Origin of the sequence: Singulisphaera chitinilytica, assembly GCF_049331405.1 — a bacterium.
In the GTDB taxonomy this organism is placed as follows: domain Bacteria; phylum Planctomycetota; class Planctomycetia; order Isosphaerales; family Isosphaeraceae; genus PoT.
In genome coordinates, this window is the sequence record NZ_CP186274.1 from 2,896,727 (window position 1) to 2,917,481 (window position 20,755).

A 20,755-nucleotide genomic window follows, 5' to 3' on the forward strand; every position below is an offset into this window, starting at 1 on the left:
AGCAACCGGGCGAAGTCGATGGTAACCGGCGTCGGTGGCCGCGCACCACCCGTCGCTTGAGGTGGAGTCTGCCTGGTCCTTCTCGGAGGTGCTCTCATGGCCAAGTCACTCGTCTCCGATGAACTCTGGAAGCGAATCGAGCCCCTAATCCCACCCCCCAGGCCCCGACGTTTCCGCTTCCCGGGCCGCAAGCCCTTGAAGCCGCGGAAGGTCCTGACCGGCATCATCTTCGTCTTGAAGACGGGCATAGCCTGGGAGGACTTGCCGACCGAATGTGGTTGGGGATGCGGCCAGACCTGCAAGCGCTATCTCCGACGCTGGCAATGTCAAAACATCTGGCAGAGGTTGCACGAAGTCCTCCTGGCCGAGTTGAACGGCGCAGACCGGATCGATTGGTCCCGAGCGCTGATCGACAGTGCGAGCGTCCGAGCCCCCTGCGGAGGCCCTGAGACGGGACCGAGCCCTACGGACCGCAGGAAGTTGGGGAGTAAGCACCATGTCCTGACCGACGCCCGAGGCATCCCCCTGGCGATGACACTGACGGGGGCGAATCGCCATGACGTGACTCAACTCCTGCCCCTGGTCGACGCCGTGCCCGCGGTGCGTGGCAAGCGGGGCCATCCGCGGCGCCGCTCCCGCCGTGTCCAGGGGGATCGTGCCTACGACTCGGGACCGCACCGGCGCGAGTTGCGGCGCCGTGGGATCAGGCCGGTCCTGGCGAGGCGTCGGACCGAGCACGGCAGCGGTCTGGGGAAATCCCGGTGGTTCGTCGAGCGGACGCTGTCCTGGACTCACCAGTTCGGCCGACTCCGATTGCGCCGGGACCGACTGCCGTCGATCCACAAAGCGTTCATGGCCATCGCTTGCTCGCTAATTTGTATGACGTTCCTTGCATGAGCCTCATTTTGTTCGAACGCTCTAAATATAGGAGTTACGCAGTAGTTGCCGGGCGTTCACGTCTCCCCAAGCTCTCTGTCGTAGTACGATACGGCCATGTGCCTCGCCAAATGCCGCGACACCGACTACATCGACTTCCTGATCGCTACCCCACGCGCCGTCACCTGCACGGAGGCCGCCAAGGTGCAGCCCGACGCCCCCCAGCCAGCCGCACACGATGCCTTCACGCGCCTGCTCCGCCGGCTCGAGCCCGACCCGGAAACCCTCTGGCAGGAGGCCCGGCCCATGGTCCACACCAAGGGGGGCGTCCTGGTCGTCGACGACTCCACCCTGGACAAGCCCTACGCCGAGAAGATCGAGCTGGTCAACCGGCACTGGTCGGGCAAGCACAAGGCCGTCGTCTGGGGCATCAACCTCATCACCATGGTCTGGACCCGACGGCGATCGGATCACCCCGGTCGACTGTCGCATCTACGATAAGGTGCACGACGGCCTCACCAAGAACGACCACTTCCTGGCCATGCTACACGCGGCCAAGGGGCGGGGCTTCGAGCCGAGCTGCGTGGCCTTCGACAGCTGGTACTCGAGCCTGGAGAACCTCAAGGCGGTGCGCGAGCTGGGCTGGACGTTCCTGACCCAGCTGAAGGTCAATCGCAAGGTCGACGTGACGAGGGCCGGCACCCGCGCCGTGGGCGAGGCGGCGATCGAAGTGTCGGGTACGTTGGCGCATCTGCCGGGGTTCGGCGCGATCCGGGTGTTCAGGGTGGTCTCCCGAGACGGGGACGTTGAATACTGGGCGACGAACGACCTGGGGATGGACGAGCTGGCACGCTTGACGGTCGCCGAGCGGAGCTGGTCGATCGAGACGTATCATCGGGTGCTGAAGCAATGCTGCGGGGTGGAGCGTGCCCAGGTGCGCTCGGCGAGGGGTCAGCGGAACCATATCGGGATGTCGATCCGCGCGTTCCTGCGCCTGGAGCGGAACTTCTTCAGGACGGGGGTCAGCTGGTACGAGGCCAAGGCCCGGATCATCCGCGAAGCCGTGCGCGCCTACATCGCGCAGCCCCTGTACAAGCTAGCATGACCGCGTAACTCCTATAAATATTAGATTTTGGGCAGAACGACACTGAAAAACCCGGGGATTTTACGGGTCTCCTTGGGCCAAAAAGAATATTTCAACGGGCTGATAGGGCCCGATTACCACAGTATTGGGGCCGAGGAGGAGGGATCGATCTCGATGGGGCCGAGGAGGAGGGATCGATCTCGATTTGGCTCTTGGCCGATGAATATGGCGACAATGCGATATCCGAGTGATGACGTGTTGCTGGACGCTCCCGGCGCGGACGTTTCCCGCCCTCTGAGCTCGACTGAAGCCGATTTCGCGGGCCCGCCTCGGCGGTAACCTGAGGGGTTGCTGACGCACCTCAAGGCTACCGACCGAGGACGGGCCCATCATGATCCTATCACCCGAGGCTCTGCCGCTGCTCGAGGCCTTCCAGCCGCTCTTCACCCTCCCCACCTATCGACGCTTCGTCGTCCTGCTCCTGGCCGCCATCCTCACCCAGGGCCGCCACACCGTCGCCAACCCGCTGCGGACCGTCGGCGAACTCGCGCCGGGCATCGCACCGATCACCAACGCGTCCTCTCGCGCGCACCGTGGTCGGGCCTGAGGCCCGGCTGCACCCTCGCCCGCCTGATCCTCGATCGCCTCTACCCGCGCGGGCCCGTATTCCTCGTCGGCGACGACACCGTCGACGGCCACCCAGGCCGGTGCCTCTACGGCAAGGCCCGACACCGCGACCCGGTCCGCTCCTCCCACGCCTATACCGCCCGGGAATACGGCCACCGCCGGGTCATCCTGGCGGTCCTCGTCCGATTGCCCGGCACGAGCCGCCCCTGGGCGTTGCCGGTGCTCGTGGACCTGTATCGCTCCGAGGAGGACGACCGCCGACGCGGCCGGCCGCACCGCACGCCGGCCCGGCTCATGTGCCGGCTGCTGCGGGCCCTGATGATGGAGTTCCCCGGCCGACGCTCCGTCTTCGTCGGCGACTCGGGCTACGGCTCGCAGGAGTTCGCGCGCCTCTGCCATCGCCATAGGTCCCGGCTGTCGCCGGTGAGCGAGCTCCACCCCGAGGCCAACCTCTTCGAGCCTCCGCCTCCCTACGGCGGCTTGGGCCGGCCGCGGGCCAAGGGGGCCGCCGGCCCAAGCCCCGCGAGGGGGTGGAGGCCGCGCGGAGGCGCCGCCGGATCACCGCGGGCCGGTACGGCGGCGGCAGCCGGCGGGTCGAGGTGGTCACGGGGGCCGGCCACTGGTCCAAGGCGGGGGACGGGCTGGTGCCGATCCGCCGGGTGTTCGTCCACGACCGGGAGGGGACGCACCGCGACGAGTATTTCTACACGACCGACCCGGCGATGGGGTCCGGCGAGGTCGTGACCCGATATGCGGGCCGCCGGGACCTGGAATGCACGTTCCAGGAGGGCCGTGCCCATCTCCACTCGGAGAGCACCCGGGGATGGAGCCGGCGGACGGTGCTGCACACCACCCCGTGCCTGCTCGGACTGTATTCGGTCGTGACGCTGCTCTACGACGCCCTGCCGGCGCCGGCCCGGGTCGGCGGCATCGACCGGCCGGGAAAGGAGTCCGTGACGTTCTCGGATGCCCTGTGCGCCGTGCGGCTGAGGTTGTGGTCCGAGGGATTATTTCGAGAGGCCGGGTTCGACTCGGGCCTGGAGAAACTCCCCACACCTCTACGCGAGTTGCTCTGCCGGGCCCTCGCCCCGGCGGCGTAGAGCTCAGATTTCGGCATCAGTCGAGCTGAGCGTGAGCTCGAAAAGTTATGGGACTAGGCAGTTGACTTGGGGAATTTCGCCATTACAATACGTCTCGTGAGTCGAAGGTTACGGGCGCATAGCTCAGTTGGCTAGAGCGCACCCCTGATAAGGGTGAGGTCCCATGTTCGAATCATGGTGCGCCCACTGACGTTAGAATCTCATGATTCCCGCGTCGACATACAAACACTCCATTGTCGTGAACTCCGGTTCATGGTAAGATGGAGCAAGTTTGACGGAGCAAGCCTTTCGCGGGGCTCTCGAGCGCTACTTTCTCAGGGTGAGAGCTCGAGAGCCCCTTTGCATTGGCAAATGAAGCAAGCCTTTCGCGGGGTCCTCGGGTACTACTTTGCAGGTTGGGGCCCGAGGACCCCTTTTAGCTCACGTCAGGAAGCACATACTCGGGACGTGTAATCTCGAAGTCCTCTCTTCCAGGGCGGAGGCTTCGCGGATTCGAGAGGGATATCCGAGGCCAACTTTCCACGGCCGGACTCGGATAGGCCCAGCTAAAGGGACTGAGACTCTTCGAACGAGCTTGCCCGGTAACGACTTATGACAGTCGTTGCCGGGTATTTTCATGCGCCTGCCGGAGCGCCAGAATGCGAGAAATGGAGCGCCAAAATGCAGGCCGTTTTTTGAATTTTGGCGCTCATCTGGCCCTTATGCCGCAACGACTTATGGAGCGCCAAAATTGCCCGAAGGGGTACGCGTACGCGTGCGTACGTGCGCGCACGCGTACCCTTTTGCCCCATTTTGGCGCTCCATAAGTCGTTGGCAGGTAAGAAAAAAATGAGCGCCAAAATTGCCGAAAGGCCGGCAATTCTGGCGCTCCAAACGCCGCATTTTGGCGCTCACCCCCGGGGAAGGGGTTTAGACGGGAGGGCGGTTACTCGGCTGCGGGATCCGCGGTCGTCTCGGGCGGGGCCTTGTCCGCGAGCTTCAGCCAGATTCGGGTATCTCCCTCCTGGTAAAATTGCAGGATGAGGCCTTCCTCGATCAGCTCCTCGACGATACGTCTGAAGGTCGACGGAGTGATCTGCGGCTTGGCTCCCGCCTGCATCGCCGACTGGAGCGTCGGCCCCTCCTTCTTCAGGTACCCGAGGACGAAATCGCGCCCTTCGAGTCCTTTCGACGGCTTGCGCCCCTTCGCCTTGACCTCCTCGCCCTTCGCGTCCACCGTCCGATCCTTGCCGAGCTGGTCGAGGAGCATGCGGGCGACGTCGTCGGCGTTCCACTCGACCGGCTCCGGATCCCACTGGTGCTTGCCCTTGAAGTAGCCATAGGTCAGCGCTTTGGGATCGCCGTCGGTCAGGTTGCCTTTGACGAACGACATGACGCGTCGGGCCCGATTCTTGGGATGCCTCGACACGTACCATATCATCCGGGCGGCGGCGCCGAAGGCGATCGAGCCCGAGATCCGGCTGAGGATGTTGGTCGAGGTCCCCTTGTTCATGTGGGCGACCAGGACGACGGCGAGGTGATGCTTCTCGGCCAGAGCGAACATGGGATCCATGATCTCCCGGATCTCCGCGTTCTTGTTCTCATCGGACCCGCCGAGGTAAGAGCCGATCGGGTCGATGATGACGAGGCGCAGGCCCGGATAGGTCTCGATCGCCTTCTCGAGCATGGGCATATCCCGGGCGAGGTTGAAGGGCTGCATCGTCCCGTCCGGTTCCTTGACCTTCGTGAGGACGTGGACCTTGTCGAGGTCGGCCCCTTCGTCCTCGAGTCGCTTGGTGACGATCGTGGCGAGGCCCATCTCGGCCTGTAGGATGAGGACCTCGCCGGCCTCGGTCGGATCGCCTGGGTTATCGGGCCAGCTCCGTCCGCTCGAGACGATCGACGCCAGCAAGAGCGCGAGCGAGCTCTTGCCGTCGCCGGGATTGCCCACCAGCATCGACACCGTGTCCAACGGGATGTGGTCGGGCCAGAGCCAATTCGTCTCTTCGCGTTCGACGTTCGACATGGTCACCAGTACCGGCTCCCGGGGCGGGAGCGCGTCCTTTTTCGAGCCAGTGAGACGGAGGGTAGGGGCGCCGATGGCAGTCGTGTAGGACACGTTCCCGGAAGGCTCCGGGGCGGGTGGCCTGTCGTCCGGGATTATCTTGTGGACGATCAGCCATTCCTTGGACGCGGCCCATTTGAACTTGTCGAGCTTCTTGCCCTTCTTGTCCTGATAAATCGCGAGATGAGCGGCGACCACTTCGGGGTCCACCCCCACGGCCGGCGGGTTGATGATGGCCTCGCTCATTCGTCACCCCCTTCGACGCTCAGCTTCGCTTCGGCGACCAACTTGAGGAGTTCAAGCGACACGGACGGCCTGGAGTCGCTCGGATCACCCACGATCATCGAGACGGGTTCATCCGGCACGGGATCGGACCAGTGCCAACGCGGCAGTTCGCGGACGACATCCGACATCCTGACGATCACCAGCTCCCGCTTCGGAAGGCTTTCGATGGGCTCGCTCATGCCTCACCGCCTTTCCGTCGCTCGAACAGCGGCCCGGCGGGCGGACGCTTCGCGTCCTCTTGCCGTTCAGCCTCGGCCTTCAACGCGGCCTGATAGGAGAGATCCGGGAATCCCTCCCTTGGGACATGGCGCGGCGGCGCCTGCGAGGACGTTGCGTCCTCGCGAACGATCTTGGACATCTGAATTCCGACCTTTCGCTAGGCGGCGGCACCCGGGCACTAACTTGCAGGTTGGGGCCCGAACGTCGACGCGATACCAGGGAACATCAAGGGAGCAGTGAGAAACCTTCGCCGGAGCGTGCTACCCACTATCCGCCGGCGAAGGCCCTTCGGCGATACCACGTACCGCCGATGACACGAACGCAAGACCGACTGATCGATCTCGAGGGTAGGATAGCACTCGGCCCATTCAAGCTATCCTGATCTTGGGCGGCCTTCAATGGCATTGATTGATTGATGTCGGGAGATACAGTAGACTCCCGAACATCGGCGTGACCATCACCACGCGACAAACCGAACCGGGGCGACCCCCCGATTCCCTGCGCCCTCGGTGGACTGTGATGGGTCTGCCGAGGGCGTTCCCATTCCAGGACCTTGTCATGGCGAAACGCAGCTCGGGAAAGGCCGAGGCGACCGACCAGGCCGGAGTATGGATCAAGCACGGCCCTCCGAAACCCATGCACCCGAAGTGGCGAAAGTGGATGGAGAGCTCGTGGGTGAGCCCCGAAGGTGATGTCTTCATACCCGCCAACTTCGGCGGGTCGCACGCCGTCATGAGCGCCTTGGCCGACAGCGTTCCGATGATGACGGATAGCAAGGGCGTGACGTATCTCCCGATCGATTGGATGATCGACGAGGAGAAGGACGCGGAGAACCTCCAAATCCTCGTGAATATGAGGAATCGAATCCGCGAGATGGCAAGGCTCGCCTGAGGAAAGGAACCAGCCAATGCAAGACAGCGACGCGCAGGATGACGATGAGGTCGGCGCCGACATTTTGACCGTCCAGGAATGTTCGGCGGTCGTGATGGCGGCGCTCCTCGCCGCACCCGGAGGAGCCATGCCGGAGGATGACGCAAGGCAGATTGCCGACTGGGCTGCCAATACCAGGAGAAATGCGACCATGCTCGACTTGGTCCTCGAAGGACGGGTCGAGGTCAAGATCGCTGATGGCATGCTCGCCTTCCACAAGACGGACGACGACGAGGCCGAGCGGCGCGGCCGCATCCTCGCCGATATCCTCTCCGGCGAAACATCCGATGGCCTGTAACTCGACTTTCTTGCCACTGCTCGAACTCCTCTCATACAGCGTGCGCACCACCGCGACTTAATCCGAACCGGGGCCAGCCCCCGATACCTCGCCCCCACCGGAGTGATGCCTCCGGTGGGGGTTATTACTTGATAGGTAAGCGACTATGGATTTCTTGGCGATCGACGTTGAGACCGCGAATGCTTCCTTCGCGAGCATTTGTCAGATTGGGATTGTTGGATTTAAGGACGGGGTGGCCGTGCATAGGTGGAAGACGTACGTGGATCCGCGCGAGCCATTCGACGGCATGAACATCCAGGTCCACGGAATAACCGAAGAACATGTCTCGGGAGCTCCTGTCATGGGGGCGTTGCTTGAAGAAATAACCGGCCATTTATCCGGGCGAATCGTGGTCTGTCACACTTCATTCGATCGCACCTCGATGACGCTGGTTGCGGAGAAGCATGCCCATCCCGGATGGGGATGTCGCTGGCTCGACTCGGCCCGCGTGGTGCGTCGAGTCTGGACCCAGTTCGCCCAGAGGGGATACGGGCTCCGTCCGGTGTCCCAACACTTGGGGATCGAATTCAAGCATCACGACGCGGAGGAGGATGCCTACGCGGCCGGCATGATCCTCGTCCACGCGATCCGCGAATCGGGCAAGTCGGCCGAGGAGTGGCTCGAGCACTCGATGAAGCGGTTCGGCACGTCGAGCGTGGCCCAGGCCGGCGACCCCGACGGCCCCTTGTCCGGGGAGACGATCGTATTCACCGGCGCCCTCTCGGTGCCGAGGAAGCAGGCGGCGGAGCTGGCCGCGCGAGCCGGCTGCGACGTCACCGATACGGTCAACAAGGACACGACGTTGCTCGTGGTCGGGGACCAGGATATCCGCGTGCTTGCGGGCCACCCCAAGAGCTCGAAGCATCGCAAGGCGGAAAGCTTGATCGCCAAGGGCCAGGATATCAGGATCATCGCCGAGGGCGACTTCCAGAGGCTGATCAGTATCGCTTCGTGATTGGTCCTCGAGCCTTGACCCCTCGACTCGCGTCGTCGAGAATCGAGCCTCCCAGCCAGCGCACACGTCAGCCGCTCGAGGACCGTCCTCGAGCGGTTTTTTCATTTCGAACGCCAGGCCTTGAGCTCGACCGGCTTCCGAGCGACCACGTAGCCGAAGGCGATGAGTCGTTCGACGACCACATCCCAAGGCCCCTCGAGCTCCGTCCGCAAGCCGTTCGCGTCGAGACAGACCACCCGCATCCGTTTCGCCGGTTGAAACACCAGCTCGACGAACGGAGTGCGCCGGAAGTCGAAGCCGTATTCTTGCGGCTCGAGCGATATCGTGAGCATAGGCTTTTCCATGATGCGGCTCCATCAAAGGCCGACCTCCGTCCTGTGATCCTCGATCCAAGCGTTTGCTTTGGCGAGCTTGCTCTCGCTCGCCTTGAGGCATGCTCGGGCGTCGGCGATCTCGCGGCCGAGGACCGCGAGCCAGGCGTCGGCGGCTTCGTCATAGGTCGGATGGTAAGAGCCGAATTGGTTTCGGCGATTGACGCGTTGAGTCGTCTTGCCTTCCTTCAACTCGGCGTAGCACTTCGAGCTCGAGACGACCGTCACTCGCTCGATGCGATGCGAGAGCAGGTTGCAATAGAACCAGGTCTGTTCAGCTCCCATTCTCGGCCTTCCATTTCATGAGGACCTGATAGAGCGAGCCGGCCATGAGATGATCTCGAATCGCATCGTCCCGAAGCGGACACCAGTCGGGCGTATCCCATCGGGTATCGCCGACGCGTTTCTTGCCGCCGCATTGGGGATGCGTGCAATAGACGTCGCTCCCCGAGTCGCCTTGGACTCGGTAGCTCTCGGAAGTCTCATGCTTGCAGTTGAAGCATGAGAGGACGATGCGAACCGAAGGCCCGTTCGTCTGGCTCAACCTTCACCCCCCTCGACGCCGACCAGGTCGACGCGCATTTGAATTGAGATCCTCTCCCGGATGCACGTCTTGACCAGGTACTTCCAGCCGGGCGAGCCGTGCGACACGGAGACGGGTACGTTGCCGAGGCCGATCGCCTCGAGCAACTTGGCATCGACCTTCCGGCGAGGCACGTACCTCGGCGGAAGGCCCCGGCGGATGGGCGGTACCAGGGCGAGCGAGAGTTGCCGGCGAGGCTCGTCGGAGAGGTCATGAGTCACACGGTCGACCTTATGACGTTTGGCCATCGCTCTCGACCTCCACCTTGAACGGCTCGACGTTGGCGAGGACATACACGATTTTGTTTTCGGGCCCGGCGTAGCGGGTCTGACGCCATGCGTCCTCGAAGTCGAAGACGCCGGCCAGGTCCTCGCTCCTCGCGTACCCCTTGCCTTCGGGCGCCCACCACAACTCATGACGTCCCGACCAGATTCGGACCTGCCTACCCTCCAAGTGACGTCGCATCGAAGGCACGAGATTGACTGAGTTGAGAGCGATCCTCACGATTCCTGCCTCCAATCACGGATAGGGTTCAGGCCTTGCCGGCTTTCAGGTCCCGCCTGTAGGCCTCGAGCTCGGACCACAGAGCGGTCAGGCGGGTGGCTTCGTCTTCCGTGTTCAAGTCGGCTCGACTGATCTCATCGAGCATCGAGATAGCGGCGATCGCCCCCGCGTAGAAGGCCCGACGCATCTCGGTGATTTGAGCCCGCTCGGCATCGTGCGGGATGACTTGATGGGAGAACGAGAGCCATTCGGTCCTGAGAGAGCGACTCATGATTGTTCCTTTCCGCCTTCTTTGAACCCGTAATCGAACAGCATGGGTTGGTCGATGATCGCGGCGCATTCGAGGTCGACCCTCCGCTCGATGCGCCTGGACGTCTCGAGGTCCTCCGGCTTCCGGCTCCGGTAGTACCTGTTCTGAGCCTGGCGCATCTGACGCACCAGCAAGGCGAGCTCCCTCCGTTCCATCTCAAGCCCCCCTCATGAGCTCTTGCAGGGCGGTCAATTCCCCGGGCTCGCAATCGAGCTCGATCATGGTCAGCAGGCTCGAGGCGGATCGGTCGTGGATCCGCCGGCGACGGCAGAACGTGAGGGCGATGAGGCCGATGGCCAAGGCGACCTCGCCGGCTTCATAGGTCGCTTGGATGAGGCAGTCGAACGAACGGTCGAGCGACTCCTCGCGGTTCGCGACCTCTTCCGAGGCGAGGTAGCGCTCGACGAACTCGGCTTGCTTGGGCGCGTGCAGCACATGCCGAGTCGTCGGTATTGGCTTGTCCGACATGGCTCAGTTCCTTTCCGGCTTGTGGAGCATGAGCTTCGAGGCCTGGCCGAATGAGAGGCCCGACGCTCGGAGCTTCCAAATCGCTCGGGACGTCCCCCGAACCGAGAGCTTGAGGCATCGGGTATGGACGTAGCCCGACGCCTTGAAGGGCTGGACCTTGCCTTTCTTGCCGATGAGGTCCCCGAGTTGGATCTCGCGTCCGCAGAAACAGCATCTCTCGCCTTGGAAATCGACAGACATCAAATACCCCTTAATGACGTGGTACCGGGGTTTCTTCGACGTTCTTTCAACCCCGATCTTGCCCCAACTTATCCCACGGGGTATAAAGTGTCAACCGAGTTTGACCCCAAGTTGACCCTTTTGAGGTACTCTTTAGGAGGTTCCATGACGTCAGTAGCTATGAGGCCGAAGACGATGGCGAAGAAAAGAGCGACCGGCGACGACGTCGCGAATGGCGGCGAGGGAAAGGACGGAGGGGACGTGTCAGTTAAAATCTTCCTCTCGCCGGCCACCTTCGAAGAGGTCCGGGCGGCGGCGGAAAAGCGATGCCTTCCCGTCGCGTCGTTCGTCCGGATGGCGGCGGTGAAGGAAGCCGAGCGCGTCAAGCAGGGGAGGGATTGACCGATGGCCACGCGAAAGGAAATACGGGCGGCGGCGGCCGAGGGCGGCGCCCGAGAGTGGACGGCCGAGATCCTCAAGGATGGGATGACGCTCTATGCGTGGATGGCCTACAACCGGGCATACGACACGTACGCGACCGACCGTCTCGAGCATGCTCGGCTGTTCCGCTCCGAGGCCGAGGTCGACGCGTGGGCGGTGCGCCTCGGCGTGCCCAATGCCAGGCCTATCCGTCTTCGGGGCGAGGCGCCCGCGAAGCCGGCACTCTCGAGAGCGAGGAAGAAATGAGCCAGACCCCTCATCCAACGTCGCGCACGCTCGAACTCGCGGCCGTGCATGCCCTGGACGTGGCCGATCAAATCCTCAGCACTTCGTTCACGAGTGATCCGGTCCGCTCCGTTGGATCACTCTTGATGAGTTTGCATGTGTATTGCCTCGCTCGCGCGGGCGGTACAGGCGAGGTATGGGCCGACGCTCTGGCCGAGCTCCGACGGCTCGAGCTCGAGCTCGAGGCCTCGACGGAATGACTTCCATCGCCGAGAAATGACTTCCAACCAGGGACCGAGGCGAAGGCCTCCGGTCCCTTTTTTCATGCGCGTCGGTTGCCCTCGGCGGCGAGGTCCTCGAGCTCGACCAGGTCGAGCGCTAGGCGGAAGTCGCTGCGAGGGAATTGGCGAAGGTACCTTTGCACGAGCTCGCGGATGAATTCCTTGCCCATCAGATTCCAGATGGGATCTCCCCATCGGTAGTGGGAATTACCGACGAGCTTGGCGATGTGAGCCAAGGCCTCCCATTCGACCGAGAGACGTCGATCGACCTCGGCATGGATGACGTACGATGTGCGGCCCGACGCGACGTGGAACGTCGCGCGTTGCTTCCCGCGACCGAGGGATAGCTCGGGAGGCCTCGCCACGAATTCGAACGTCAGATTGCCGAGGAAGGCCTCGCCGTAAATCTGATAGGTCGCCAGGCAATACTTGAATTTGTCGATCGAAACGAATTCATCTCGATACGCCATCGGATCGTACGCCCTCGACTCGATCTCATCGACGTCGAGACGCGGCAGCGCGATGCGGGGAAGCCCCTCGATCGCGAGCGAGATATCGTCCCCATCCTGCCAGTTGAATTCCCGTCTCATTCGGCCCTCGAGCCTGTGAAGCGACGTCCGACCCAATCCAGCATCGCGGCCAGCCTGGAAGGATTGGCGCAGCTCGGCCGCACGCGATCGGGCCAGCGATACCAGAGGTAATTCCCAAAGAACCCGCGAATGCGTTTGCTCTCTCGATACCTAAGTCTGAGCTCTCGCGTGAAGCGTTCCCCCTCGAGCTCCCAGATATCATCGACGGCCCGGCCGAATTCCTCGCGCTCGTCTCGGCCGAGGGTTAGGCTCGAGCGAATGGCCAAGGCCTTCCAATCGGCGAAGCGACGCGCATTGACCTCGATATCATGGAAGGTACTCGCCTTGACGTTGCGTGCCCCGAGATAGCTCGGCAGGAGAAAGGAAGCCTTGGCGGGTCGGTACTCTTGAACGATACCGATCCTCGCGCGGATCCACCCTTTCGGCGTGGGGAGCTCGCGCGGCGAGAGGCGGTAGTGGACCGACGCATTCCCGATCTGCAACGTACCGTCATATCGCGTCCTCTCGATGATGCGGAACGGCTCATCGGACCCGCTCGGAGTCGGCTCGGCATAGACGAAGGTCCGTTCGATCGCCTTGACCTGGTCGACGGCAATGCGAGCCTTGACCCCTTTGATTTCGAGCCATGCGCTCGAGTATCCCTCAAACATCGTTACCCTTCGCGTTGGCGGCGACTTGATTGAAACAGAGTCGATCGACCTCATCACACACGCGAGAACCCGGCTCGAGCCTCGCCTCGAATTCCCTCGCCAGGGCGATCGCGGCCCCGGCCGGCAAGGTCCCGTCATCCACCCACAAGGCATGCTCGACGTTGCCGAGGCGGTCGAGGAGCCGCACGCCGAGGACCTTGACCGAGAGCTCGGTAACGGTCGCCCCTTCGGCCGGATAGCAGCTCTCCGGCGGTCCCGATCGCCGGCCGGGATCGTACGGTTCGACCTCGCACTCGACCTCGAGCGCGAGCCATCGCCGGGCGACTGGATCCCAATGCGAGGCATTGAAAGTAATCACCCCGGCGAGGCCTCGAGCCTTCGCATGAAAGCGTCGAATTCGTCGTCTTCGACGATGAGGCAGATGAGAAGTAACTCGGTAGCTGGCATCCTGCGCGGCTCGGCCAGGTCCTCGAGCTGGTCGAGGTCCTCGACGTCGTCGACCAGGTCCTCGAACTCGACCGGGTCGATAACGTCGACCAGGTCCTCGAGCTGGTCGAGGTCCTCGAGATAGGCGAGGCCTTTGGGAGTGATCTCGAAGTCACCCCGGCAGCCGCAAGGGCAGCCGTCGACCAGGCCCCGGCGGATGAGCATGGCTAGTTTCGCTCTGACGAGCTTCTCGGGAGTGGCGGGCGGGAAGGCCCCGAGCTCGACGAGATCCCATCGGCTTATCACCGGATGGGGATACTTGGGATTGCGAGCGACCTCGGCCCGATACTTCGCGGCGAGCGTCCGCAGGATGGGGAGCTCGGGAAGGTCTTTGCATTGAAGGCGGTTGTTCTTCATCTCACCTCGTCTCGGGCTCGACGGGCGTCGTCGGCCCCTTGCACCTTTGCTTATGCTCGGCTTCCTCGCCGAAGCGAACGTAAATCCCGCAGTCGTTGCAGGGATGGCAACAGGCGGTGAAATGCAACACGCCGCGGCGCCTGTGGCAAAAACACTGGCATTCGTAAACCCGTTGGCTCATCGGCCGGATCGCCTCCGCGCGGCGGTTAGGGGAGCGACCCCGAGCGCGTCGGCGAGACGGTCGGCGGTCTCGAGCTTCAGGTCACGAGTGCCGTTCATGAAACGGCGGATGACTTCCTCGGCGACGTCGCTGAGTTGGGAGAGCGAGTAGGCGGTATGTCCGCTATCGCGGATGATCTCGCGGAGCTGGTCCCCCATCTTCACCCGCTCTTGAGAGGCCCGGTTGGGCCCTCGCGTTGCTTTCATGGTCCCTCGTCTGGGTTAGCTCTTGCCGTTGGAGATGGCGACCAGCTCGCCGGCGAGGCGAGAGAGCCTCTCGCGGTCGATCAGAAGTCGGCGGTACTCGTCGGCCGGCATGATGACGGCGTGCGTTACCGGCCTTTGGCCCATCATCGCGCCCTCGTAAGAGCAGATCGCGAACGACTTCCGGCCGAGAATCACCCGGTCGAGGATCTTCGCAGCGTTCTCGCGGATTTCGCCGGGCGAAGTGTTCTCGAGGAATTCGCACGGGTCGCGACGAGCTTCCATGAGCTCGCTCTCGTGAAGGGTCCTGTTGTCGGCGGCGGTCTTCATCGGTGTCGTCCAAACCTCTTGAAGTGCGGAGTGATAGGCCTCGAAAGCGAGGCGGCAAGTTGCTTGCTCGAATCTTCGGGTAATCGTCGTCTGGAATTGCTTGACGGCGAAGTTCATGAGTTCGGCGTAACGAACGCCGGCGACGGCGGTGAACACGCCGCGAGGCTGGGTCGTGCCGTTGCCGGTAATCCTGGCGGGAAGCGGCTCGAGGCCTTCACGCTCGCGGAGCTGGTTGACGCTCAAGAGTCCTCCGGTTCATGGGGAGCGATCCTCACCACGGCCGACAATGGGGGCGGCTCGACGATCGGGAATGGTAGGTACTCGAAACGTCGCTCGCGTTCGTCCAGCAGGTCGAGCTTGTGGAGCTCGGCCAGATACCCGGCGGCGAGGACCTGGTTTCGGGAGTTCCGCTCTCGCTCGGCCCGATCTCGCGAGGCCCTCCAACCGCTCAGCATCAGGTACAACCTGGCTTGCCAATCGAGCAGCTTCCCGAACAGGGCCTTACCGAATTCGTCGAGACGGAGCGACTCCATTGCCTCCGAGATCGAGACGTTCTTGAACGAAGCGACGTCGGCGGCGAGTCGGTCGAGGCACCGCGGATCCCAAGTGACCTCGAGCTCGACCGTCCTATCCGGCTCGTCGCCGGCGAGGTCGACCCCCATCCATCGCCGGCCTTGCTCGGCGCCGGCCTGGTCGTCGTTGACGAGTGTCAACAGGACCTCGGCCCGGCCGACCGGCTCATCGTCGATGAACAGCTCGACCGGCCCGGCCGAGCTCAAGCGGCCTTCCATGCGAGGATTCTCCGAATCGCTTCGGCGCTCCATTTGGTGAGCCCCTCTTTGGTTTTGATGCCGTTCTTCTCGAGGACCTCGGCAATCGCGCGGAGCGACTCGCCGTCTTCTCTTAGCGCCTTCATCATGGCGATCGCGGCTTGCTCCTCCGGGTTCTCGACCAGGCGAGCGACCCCGCCCCGCTTGTTGACCGGCCCGGTTAGGTCGAGGTCGAAGCCGTAGCGGACGTTCCCGCAACGCTCATTGAGCTCGCGTTTCTTCCTGAGCCCATCAGCGGTGCGCTCCGAGATGGTCTCTCGCTCCCATTGAGCGATTGTCACAATAATGTTCAACATCATGCGGCCGGTCGCGTTCGACGTGTCGACGTGGTCGTTGACCGAGTGGAGCTTGCATCCCCCCTTGTCGGAAAAGTAATCGTCGATGAGGGTCGACCAGTCTTTGAGCCGGCGTGTGAGCCGGTCGAGCTTGGCGATGAGCAGGCCCTCGGCCTGGCGGTTCCGCAGGACCTCGAGCGCCTTGGCGATCCCCGGCCGCTTGAGCGTCTTGGCCGAGGCCCCCTCATCGGCGATGACGTCGATGAGGTTCAGCTCGTGAAGATCGGCGTACTTTCGAAGCTTGGACTCCTGGTCGAGCAGGGAGAACCCCCCTCGCGCCTGTTCTTCGGTCGAGACCCGGATGTAACCGATCGCTCGAGGCATTCCGACAAGTGTAATGCTCATCGTCTCATCCCTACGGGGACCTTGCGAAACGAATAATTACCCGCCGATCGGTGGGCCACCGGACGGCGGGCAAACCCCTCCGGACGGTGGGCACTTGAACACCTCGAGAACGATCTTGTCAACCGACGACCTCGCCGTGACGAAGGCGAAGGTCGAGGAGCTCTCCGCGATGAGTGACAACCTCTTCGCCGATGGCACCGTGAGCGACCCGGCCCCCAGCGTGGACGGCTTCAAGATCGCCGCGCCGGCCGGCAAGACGCTACCGATCGACAAGCGATACGAAGGCCTCAGCCTCATGTTCACCGGCGCCTCGAAGCTCGCGCCGGCTAAGAAGGTCATCGAGTCTTACCGCCGGATCACCTCGACGACCGCCGAGCTCACCTTCCTCGAGCCTTTCAGCGACATCCCCGACGACGGGGATGAGTACCAAATCGGCTAACGCATGCCGCTACCACCGATCGCCGTAATCATCCGCCGGGGGCAACCGCCGGCGCCGATCCCGCGCGTACCCGGCCCCCTGCCGGCCTTCTTGCTGGCGTTGCGGCGGCGGATCGCGGCCAACATCCCGACCATCTATCCGACGTTCCTCGACGCGTTGGTTGCCACGCTCGAGCGCGATCCGGAGCTCTCGGCGATCGTCGGCCGGCGGATCTTCCCGGACTTCGTCCCCCAGGGTCAGCCATACCCGGCGCTCGTCTATCAAATCATCTCCGACGTCCCCGGCTCGAACCTCGACGGCCGGGATAAGACGTTCCGGAGTCGCGTCCAGTTCAAGTCCTACGCACGTTCCCGGTCGGCTTGCACCGAGCTTTTCCTCGCCCTCGAGCGGCGATTCAACGGCTTCCAAGGCCGTCTCGGTGGCATCGGCGGAATCGAAGTCACCGAGGCCATCATCCCCGATGCCTCGAGCAACTACACGCCGCAAGTCGACGGGTCGGATCAGGGAACTTTCATGGTTCCCGCCGACATCTTTTTCAGCTACAGGAGTCGCTTCTAAGTGGCCAAGAATCCCGGTCTCGGGACCAAGCTAAAGCACGGCGTCGCGGGTACCCCGCCCGTCTACAGCGAAATCGCGCAGGTCTCCAAAATCTCCGGCCCCGGCGGCGAGGTCGGCACCCGCGAAACGACCGACCTCGACTCGACGGCGAAGGAATACGAGCCGACCCTCTACGACGGCGGCGAGATTTCCTTCACGGTCTATTACGATCCCGTCATGCACGCCTTGCTATTCACCCTCTGGACCACGCCGAGCAAGGAGCTCTGGCAGCTCGTGTTCAACGACTCGGTCCACACGACGTTCAGCTTCAAGGCGATCCTGACGAAGTTCAGCCCGACCGGCATGGAAGTCGAGGGCAACCTCGAAGCCGAAATCACGATCAAGATCAGCGGCCCGGTCACTTCCGCCGCCGGCTCGTAATCCCGCCCCCCCGCGCCCGAGGTCCTCGGGCGCGATCACCCAAGCCCCGCGCGCTCGAGGTCCTCGACGCGATCAACTCCCACGAACGAAAGCATCAGCGAATCCCTATGTTCCTCAAGCGAGATCAGATCCTCTCGGCCCCCGACCTGGCCCACGAAATCGTCGACGTCCCCGAGTGGGGCGGTAAGGTCATGGTCCGTTGCATGACGGGCGCCGAGCGGGAGAAGTTCGAGGCCTCTTACCTCGAGCTCGGCATGAAGGAATTCCGCGCCCGGCTGGCGGCGGCGACCATCTGCGATGAGAACCTCAATCGCATCTTCACTTACGAGGATATCGAGCTCCTGCAGACCAAGTCGGCCCTGGCCCTCGAGCGCGTCATGAACGTCTCGCTCCGGCTCTCGAAGCTCCGCAAGCAGGACATGGAGCAGGCCGAGGGAAACTCCGGCGCCAGCCCTTCCGCCGATTCCTCTTCAAGCTCGCCGACCGCTGGGGATGCTCCGTCCGCGAGCTCCTCGAGCGAGTCCCTTCCGACGAGCTGACGGATTGGCTGGCATACAACCGGCTCGGCCTGCTCCCGGATTCCCAGCTCGAGACGGGGATTATCACATCCGCGATCGTCAATGGGTCGATCAACGCACCCAAGCGGACCGCCCACCCCACCGACTTCATGCCCTCGCTCGATGAGACATTCCCCCGGCGGGTACCGGCCCGCGATCAGTCCGCCGATGAAGGCCTCGCGATGATGAATGCCTTCATGGCTCGGCACAACAAAGCAATCGGCATTGATCCATGAGTAACCAGATCGACGTCGGGATGAGCGCCGACGCCAAGGGCTTCGTCCGCGACATCAATGAGGCCATCCGCGCGCTCGACGAATTCAAGGCCGCGGCGGAAGGCACCCAGGCAGCCGTCAGCAATATCGACTTCTCCGGCAAGGGCGGCGGCGGCTCCGGCGGCGGCGGCTCCCCGATGGAGTCGATGGTTGCCGACTCCGCGCAGCTCGCGCTCCAAATCCAGACGAGCTTGCGAGCGGCCTTCGCCCCCATCAACGATTTCGCGTCCATGTTCGCCGGCCAATTCAACCTGGTCGGCGGCACCATCGTCGAGCTCGCCCGCCGCATCGACAGCGCGATGAAGATGCCCCAGGTCGACGCCTCGCTCGAGAAGATGCAACAGAAGATCCGGTCGACGATGGAAGCCGGCGCCGAGGACACCGAGAAGGCATCCACCAAGATGCAAGCGGCTATCCGGAAGATCGGGCCGGTTGCCGACAAGGCCATCGGGGCATTCCGGAAATTCCTCTCCGTCAAGGATTGGATGGGCTCCATCGGCGACGTCGCCAAGCCCCTACAGCGAATCAGCTCGATCAGCTTCGGTTCCGCCAGCTCGAGCATTGGCGCGATGAACGGCGGGCTCGGGAAGACGAACGCGATCGTCCAGACGGCGACCACGTCCTTCCGGCGGATGGGCGCCGAGATCGCCCTCGCGCTCGGCGCCTTCGGCATGGTCTACAAGGCGGTCGGCTTCATCAAGTCGGGGGTCACCGAGGCCTCGAACCTCAATGAGACGGTCTCGAAGACGGATGCGATCCTCGGCGAGGCCTCGCCGGCGGTGAAGGCCTACGCCGACACCATGGCCAGCCAGTTCGGCATGGTGAAGCGCGAGACGCTCGACGCGGCCTCGGCCTTCGGCGGCCTCGGCAAGGGCCTCGCCGGATTGAGCGGCGACACGCTCTCGCAATTCAGCATCCAATTCACCCAGCTCGCGGCCGACCTCTCCTCGTTCGCGAACATGGACATGTCGACGGCCACGAAGGCCCTCCAGACCGGCCTCGCCGGCAATCAATCCGACGTCCTCAAGAATCTCGGCGTCGTGCTCCTCGACGACACCGTGAAGGCCTATGCCTACGCCCACGGCATGGCCAAGGCCGGCGAGGAGCTCGACGAGTCCCAGAAGGTGACGGCCCGAGCGGGCCTCATCATGGAGCAGCTCGCCGACGCGCAAGGCGACCTCGCGCGGACGGCGGACAGCCCCGCGAACGCGATGCGTCGCGCGACCGGCTCTCTCACGAACATCAGCGCCGAGATCGGCCAGACCCTCTTGCCGATCCTCCAGAAAGGCCTCGGCCTGGTCGGCGAGTTCGGCGGCTTCCTCACTGGGATGTTTCAGAGCAGCAAGGGCTCGATGGAAGGGTTCGTCGAAGGCGTCGTCGGCGGAATCGACACCGTCGCGAGCTACTTCCGCAACTTCTCCGAGACGTGGGAAATCGTGAAGCTCACGTTCCGCCAGGGCGTCAATTACGTCATCGAGACTCTCGCGGTACTCCCCGAGAATTTCGGATTGGTCCTCGAGTGGATGCTCAAGAATGCGCCGCTCGTCTTCCACGACGTTTTCTTCGGCGCGGCCAACCTCATCAAGAATCTCGGCGAGAACGTCTGGCGCCTCGGCGAGGCGATCCGCGATGCGCTCTCCGGGAAGGGTTTCCATTTCGAGTTCAAAGACCTGTTGGAAGGCTTTGAACCGATGATGGAGAAGCTCCCCGAGATGGTGCAACCGCACCTGGTCAGCCTCCAAGGCGAGATCGACAAGCACGTTGCAAACATCGCCGAGCAGGAGGCGGCGAGGAAGGCGGCCATCAAGCCGGCGGTCGCCGGGCCGAAGGTCGCCATCGAGAAGCTCGCGGCCCCGACCGATGCCGAGATCAAGGCGCAAAGAAGCTCGCCGAGAAGGCGAAGGAAGTCTTCAAAGATACGCGGAAGCCGATGGAAGCGTATCAGATCAAGCTCGCCGAGCTCGACAAGATGTTCAAGGGAGGCCTGATCGATCAGGACACCCTGACGCGAGGCCAGAAGCAGGCCAAGGCCGAATTCGAGAAGAAATCCAACCCCGACAACCGCTATGCGGCGGCGATGGAGATGGGATCGGCCGAGGCCCGGACCACACTCCTGAATTACCGGGGCGTCGACTCCCAGAGCGACCCGCAAAAGGACGTCGCCAAGACGAACCGCGAGCAAGTCGTGCTCCAATCCAAGATGCTCGAGGCCCTCAACAAACTGCTCCAGCAAGGCGCGTCCGCAGTCACCGGCGCGGTCGCCGATTCCGCCCTCGCCGTCTTCGACTTCCAGTAACCCCC

Annotated in this window: 35 protein-coding genes, 1 tRNA gene and 2 pseudogenes; 19 read left to right on the forward strand and 19 right to left on the reverse strand. The window is 63.3% G+C overall.

Features of this window, described 5'->3' with window-relative positions; translation table 11 throughout:
* Positions 1-96 precede the first annotated feature (96 nt).
* From ACOYYX_RS11505 to ACOYYX_RS11530, 6 genes and pseudogenes are all read left to right on the forward strand, one after another.
* On the forward strand, positions 97-897 hold the full coding sequence (locus ACOYYX_RS11505; protein WP_422930061.1) for an IS5 family transposase: 801 nt from the start codon (positions 97-99) through the stop codon (positions 895-897).
* Positions 898-993: 96 nt separating this feature from the next.
* Positions 994-1,981: pseudogene (locus ACOYYX_RS11510) on the forward strand (IS701 family transposase).
* Between the two features lie 370 nt (positions 1,982-2,351).
* Positions 2,352-2,567, forward strand: coding sequence for a hypothetical protein (locus ACOYYX_RS11515; RefSeq protein ID WP_422931732.1), 216 nt, complete (start codon positions 2,352-2,354; stop codon positions 2,565-2,567).
* Positions 2,564-3,061, forward strand: a pseudogene (locus tag ACOYYX_RS11520) (transposase); the annotation flags it as partial. The gene ACOYYX_RS11515 and the pseudogene ACOYYX_RS11520, both read left to right, overlap by 4 nt.
* Positions 3,062-3,117: 56 nt before the next feature.
* Complete coding sequence (locus ACOYYX_RS11525) at positions 3,118-3,687, forward strand: hypothetical protein (protein WP_422931733.1); 570 nt, start codon at positions 3,118-3,120, stop codon at positions 3,685-3,687.
* 112 nt (positions 3,688-3,799) lie between these two features.
* Positions 3,800-3,873 (forward strand) — tRNA-Ile (locus ACOYYX_RS11530).
* 739 nt (positions 3,874-4,612) lie between these two features.
* On the opposite strand, the gene ACOYYX_RS11535 is transcribed toward ACOYYX_RS11530, so the two are convergent.
* From ACOYYX_RS11535 to ACOYYX_RS11545, 3 genes are read right to left on the reverse strand one after another with little or no spacing between them, the layout of a single operon-like run.
* Entirely contained in the window at positions 4,613-5,977 is a 1,365-nt protein-coding gene (locus ACOYYX_RS11535; RefSeq protein WP_422930062.1) for an AAA family ATPase, read from the reverse strand.
* A complete protein-coding gene (locus ACOYYX_RS11540; protein WP_422930063.1) occupies positions 5,974-6,195 on the reverse strand; it encodes a hypothetical protein in 222 nt (73 codons plus the stop codon). Before ACOYYX_RS11540 ends, ACOYYX_RS11535 begins: the two co-directional genes overlap by 4 nt.
* Entirely contained in the window at positions 6,192-6,374 is a 183-nt protein-coding gene (locus ACOYYX_RS11545; protein ID WP_422930064.1) for a hypothetical protein, read from the reverse strand. Before ACOYYX_RS11545 ends, ACOYYX_RS11540 begins: the two co-directional genes overlap by 4 nt.
* Before the next feature lie 419 nt (positions 6,375-6,793).
* Between ACOYYX_RS11545 and ACOYYX_RS11550 the strand changes: the two genes are divergently transcribed.
* From ACOYYX_RS11550 to ACOYYX_RS11560, 3 genes are all read left to right on the forward strand, one after another.
* Positions 6,794-7,126, forward strand: a complete 333-nt coding sequence (locus ACOYYX_RS11550) for a hypothetical protein (protein ID WP_422930065.1) — start codon at positions 6,794-6,796, stop codon at positions 7,124-7,126.
* A 16-nt stretch (positions 7,127-7,142) separates the two neighbouring features.
* Complete coding sequence (locus ACOYYX_RS11555; RefSeq protein ID WP_422930066.1) at positions 7,143-7,463, forward strand: hypothetical protein; 321 nt, start codon at positions 7,143-7,145, stop codon at positions 7,461-7,463.
* A 145-nt stretch (positions 7,464-7,608) separates the two neighbouring features.
* Positions 7,609-8,457, forward strand: coding sequence for an exonuclease domain-containing protein (locus tag ACOYYX_RS11560; RefSeq protein ID WP_422930067.1), 849 nt, complete (start codon positions 7,609-7,611; stop codon positions 8,455-8,457).
* A 101-nt stretch (positions 8,458-8,558) separates the two neighbouring features.
* Here the strand turns inward: ACOYYX_RS11560 and ACOYYX_RS11565 are convergent, their stop codons facing one another.
* The 8 genes from ACOYYX_RS11565 to ACOYYX_RS11600 form a co-directional block, all read right to left on the reverse strand.
* Positions 8,559-8,801 carry a hypothetical protein gene (locus tag ACOYYX_RS11565; protein WP_422923680.1) on the reverse strand — a complete coding sequence of 81 codons (243 nt, stop codon included), beginning with the start codon at positions 8,799-8,801 and terminating at the stop codon, positions 8,559-8,561.
* 12 nt (positions 8,802-8,813) lie between these two features.
* Positions 8,814-9,113, reverse strand: coding sequence for a hypothetical protein (locus tag ACOYYX_RS11570; RefSeq protein WP_422923682.1), 300 nt, complete (start codon positions 9,111-9,113; stop codon positions 8,814-8,816).
* A complete protein-coding gene (locus ACOYYX_RS11575) occupies positions 9,103-9,372 on the reverse strand; it encodes a hypothetical protein (protein ID WP_422923684.1) in 270 nt (89 codons plus the stop codon). The genes ACOYYX_RS11570 and ACOYYX_RS11575 overlap by 11 nt, the downstream gene beginning before the upstream one ends.
* The gene (locus ACOYYX_RS11580; protein ID WP_422923686.1) at positions 9,369-9,659 is read right to left on the reverse strand and encodes a hypothetical protein; all 291 of its coding nucleotides are present in this window, start codon (positions 9,657-9,659) and stop codon (positions 9,369-9,371) included. Before ACOYYX_RS11580 ends, ACOYYX_RS11575 begins: the two co-directional genes overlap by 4 nt.
* Complete coding sequence (locus tag ACOYYX_RS11585; protein ID WP_422923687.1) at positions 9,643-9,876, reverse strand: hypothetical protein; 234 nt, start codon at positions 9,874-9,876, stop codon at positions 9,643-9,645. Before ACOYYX_RS11585 ends, ACOYYX_RS11580 begins: the two co-directional genes overlap by 17 nt.
* 67 nt (positions 9,877-9,943) lie before the next feature.
* A complete protein-coding gene (locus ACOYYX_RS11590) occupies positions 9,944-10,186 on the reverse strand; it encodes a hypothetical protein (protein WP_422930068.1) in 243 nt (80 codons plus the stop codon).
* A complete protein-coding gene (locus tag ACOYYX_RS11595; RefSeq protein ID WP_422930069.1) occupies positions 10,183-10,380 on the reverse strand; it encodes a hypothetical protein in 198 nt (65 codons plus the stop codon). Before ACOYYX_RS11595 ends, ACOYYX_RS11590 begins: the two co-directional genes overlap by 4 nt.
* A gap of 1 nt (position 10,381) precedes the next feature.
* The gene (locus tag ACOYYX_RS11600; RefSeq protein ID WP_422930070.1) at positions 10,382-10,693 is read right to left on the reverse strand and encodes a hypothetical protein; all 312 of its coding nucleotides are present in this window, start codon (positions 10,691-10,693) and stop codon (positions 10,382-10,384) included.
* 123 nt (positions 10,694-10,816) lie between these two features.
* Between ACOYYX_RS11600 and ACOYYX_RS11605 the strand changes: the two genes are divergently transcribed.
* From ACOYYX_RS11605 to ACOYYX_RS11615, 3 genes are read left to right on the forward strand one after another with little or no spacing between them, the layout of a single operon-like run.
* On the forward strand, positions 10,817-11,314 hold the full coding sequence (locus tag ACOYYX_RS11605; RefSeq protein ID WP_422930071.1) for a hypothetical protein: 498 nt from the start codon (positions 10,817-10,819) through the stop codon (positions 11,312-11,314).
* Positions 11,315-11,317: 3 nt separating this feature from the next.
* Positions 11,318-11,599, forward strand: coding sequence for a hypothetical protein (locus ACOYYX_RS11610; RefSeq protein ID WP_422930072.1), 282 nt, complete (start codon positions 11,318-11,320; stop codon positions 11,597-11,599).
* Positions 11,596-11,838: a hypothetical protein gene (locus ACOYYX_RS11615; protein WP_422930073.1), complete on the forward strand. Its 243-nt coding sequence runs from the start codon at positions 11,596-11,598 to the stop codon at positions 11,836-11,838. Before ACOYYX_RS11610 ends, ACOYYX_RS11615 begins: the two co-directional genes overlap by 4 nt.
* A gap of 62 nt (positions 11,839-11,900) precedes the next feature.
* Here ACOYYX_RS11615 and ACOYYX_RS11620 read toward each other — a convergent pair whose 3' ends face one another.
* The 8 genes from ACOYYX_RS11620 to ACOYYX_RS11655 form a co-directional block, all read right to left on the reverse strand.
* Positions 11,901-12,449, reverse strand: a complete 549-nt coding sequence (locus ACOYYX_RS11620) for a hypothetical protein (protein ID WP_422930074.1) — start codon at positions 12,447-12,449, stop codon at positions 11,901-11,903.
* A complete protein-coding gene (locus ACOYYX_RS11625; protein WP_422930075.1) occupies positions 12,446-13,099 on the reverse strand; it encodes a hypothetical protein in 654 nt (217 codons plus the stop codon). The genes ACOYYX_RS11620 and ACOYYX_RS11625 overlap by 4 nt, the downstream gene beginning before the upstream one ends.
* The gene (locus ACOYYX_RS11630) at positions 13,092-13,457 is read right to left on the reverse strand and encodes a hypothetical protein (protein ID WP_422930076.1); all 366 of its coding nucleotides are present in this window, start codon (positions 13,455-13,457) and stop codon (positions 13,092-13,094) included. The genes ACOYYX_RS11625 and ACOYYX_RS11630 overlap by 8 nt, the downstream gene beginning before the upstream one ends.
* Positions 13,454-13,942, reverse strand: coding sequence for a hypothetical protein (locus tag ACOYYX_RS11635; RefSeq protein WP_422930077.1), 489 nt, complete (start codon positions 13,940-13,942; stop codon positions 13,454-13,456). The genes ACOYYX_RS11630 and ACOYYX_RS11635 overlap by 4 nt, the downstream gene beginning before the upstream one ends.
* A 177-nt stretch (positions 13,943-14,119) precedes the next feature.
* The gene (locus ACOYYX_RS11640; RefSeq protein ID WP_422930078.1) at positions 14,120-14,368 is read right to left on the reverse strand and encodes a helix-turn-helix domain-containing protein; all 249 of its coding nucleotides are present in this window, start codon (positions 14,366-14,368) and stop codon (positions 14,120-14,122) included.
* Between the two features lie 15 nt (positions 14,369-14,383).
* Positions 14,384-14,938 carry a hypothetical protein gene (locus ACOYYX_RS11645; RefSeq protein WP_422930079.1) on the reverse strand — a complete coding sequence of 185 codons (555 nt, stop codon included), beginning with the start codon at positions 14,936-14,938 and terminating at the stop codon, positions 14,384-14,386.
* Positions 14,935-15,486: a hypothetical protein gene (locus ACOYYX_RS11650; RefSeq protein ID WP_422930080.1), complete on the reverse strand. Its 552-nt coding sequence runs from the start codon at positions 15,484-15,486 to the stop codon at positions 14,935-14,937. The genes ACOYYX_RS11645 and ACOYYX_RS11650 overlap by 4 nt, the downstream gene beginning before the upstream one ends.
* Entirely contained in the window at positions 15,471-16,205 is a 735-nt protein-coding gene (locus ACOYYX_RS11655; protein WP_422930081.1) for a recombinase family protein, read from the reverse strand. The genes ACOYYX_RS11650 and ACOYYX_RS11655 overlap by 16 nt, the downstream gene beginning before the upstream one ends.
* A gap of 115 nt (positions 16,206-16,320) precedes the next feature.
* On the opposite strand from ACOYYX_RS11655, the gene ACOYYX_RS11660 reads away from it, so the two are divergent.
* The 7 genes from ACOYYX_RS11660 to ACOYYX_RS11690 all read left to right on the forward strand — a co-directional run bounded on the left by ACOYYX_RS11660 (position 16,321) and on the right by ACOYYX_RS11690 (position 20,750).
* Positions 16,321-16,644, forward strand: a complete 324-nt coding sequence (locus tag ACOYYX_RS11660; RefSeq protein WP_422930082.1) for a hypothetical protein — start codon at positions 16,321-16,323, stop codon at positions 16,642-16,644.
* 3 nt (positions 16,645-16,647) lie between these two features.
* Positions 16,648-17,202 carry a tail completion protein gp17 gene (gene gp17, locus ACOYYX_RS11665; RefSeq protein WP_422930083.1) on the forward strand — a complete coding sequence of 185 codons (555 nt, stop codon included), beginning with the start codon at positions 16,648-16,650 and terminating at the stop codon, positions 17,200-17,202.
* Positions 17,203-17,622 carry a hypothetical protein gene (locus ACOYYX_RS11670; RefSeq protein ID WP_422923748.1) on the forward strand — a complete coding sequence of 140 codons (420 nt, stop codon included), beginning with the start codon at positions 17,203-17,205 and terminating at the stop codon, positions 17,620-17,622.
* Between the two features lie 107 nt (positions 17,623-17,729).
* Complete coding sequence (locus ACOYYX_RS11675) at positions 17,730-18,161, forward strand: hypothetical protein (RefSeq protein WP_422930084.1); 432 nt, start codon at positions 17,730-17,732, stop codon at positions 18,159-18,161.
* A 29-nt stretch (positions 18,162-18,190) separates the two neighbouring features.
* Positions 18,191-18,415, forward strand: a complete 225-nt coding sequence (locus tag ACOYYX_RS11680) for a hypothetical protein (RefSeq protein ID WP_422931617.1) — start codon at positions 18,191-18,193, stop codon at positions 18,413-18,415.
* On the forward strand, positions 18,412-20,442 hold the full coding sequence (locus tag ACOYYX_RS11685) for a hypothetical protein (RefSeq protein ID WP_422930085.1): 2,031 nt from the start codon (positions 18,412-18,414) through the stop codon (positions 20,440-20,442). The genes ACOYYX_RS11680 and ACOYYX_RS11685 overlap by 4 nt, the downstream gene beginning before the upstream one ends.
* Positions 20,385-20,750 carry a hypothetical protein gene (locus ACOYYX_RS11690; RefSeq protein WP_422930086.1) on the forward strand — a complete coding sequence of 122 codons (366 nt, stop codon included), beginning with the start codon at positions 20,385-20,387 and terminating at the stop codon, positions 20,748-20,750. Before ACOYYX_RS11685 ends, ACOYYX_RS11690 begins: the two co-directional genes overlap by 58 nt.
* Positions 20,751-20,755 lie beyond the last annotated feature (5 nt).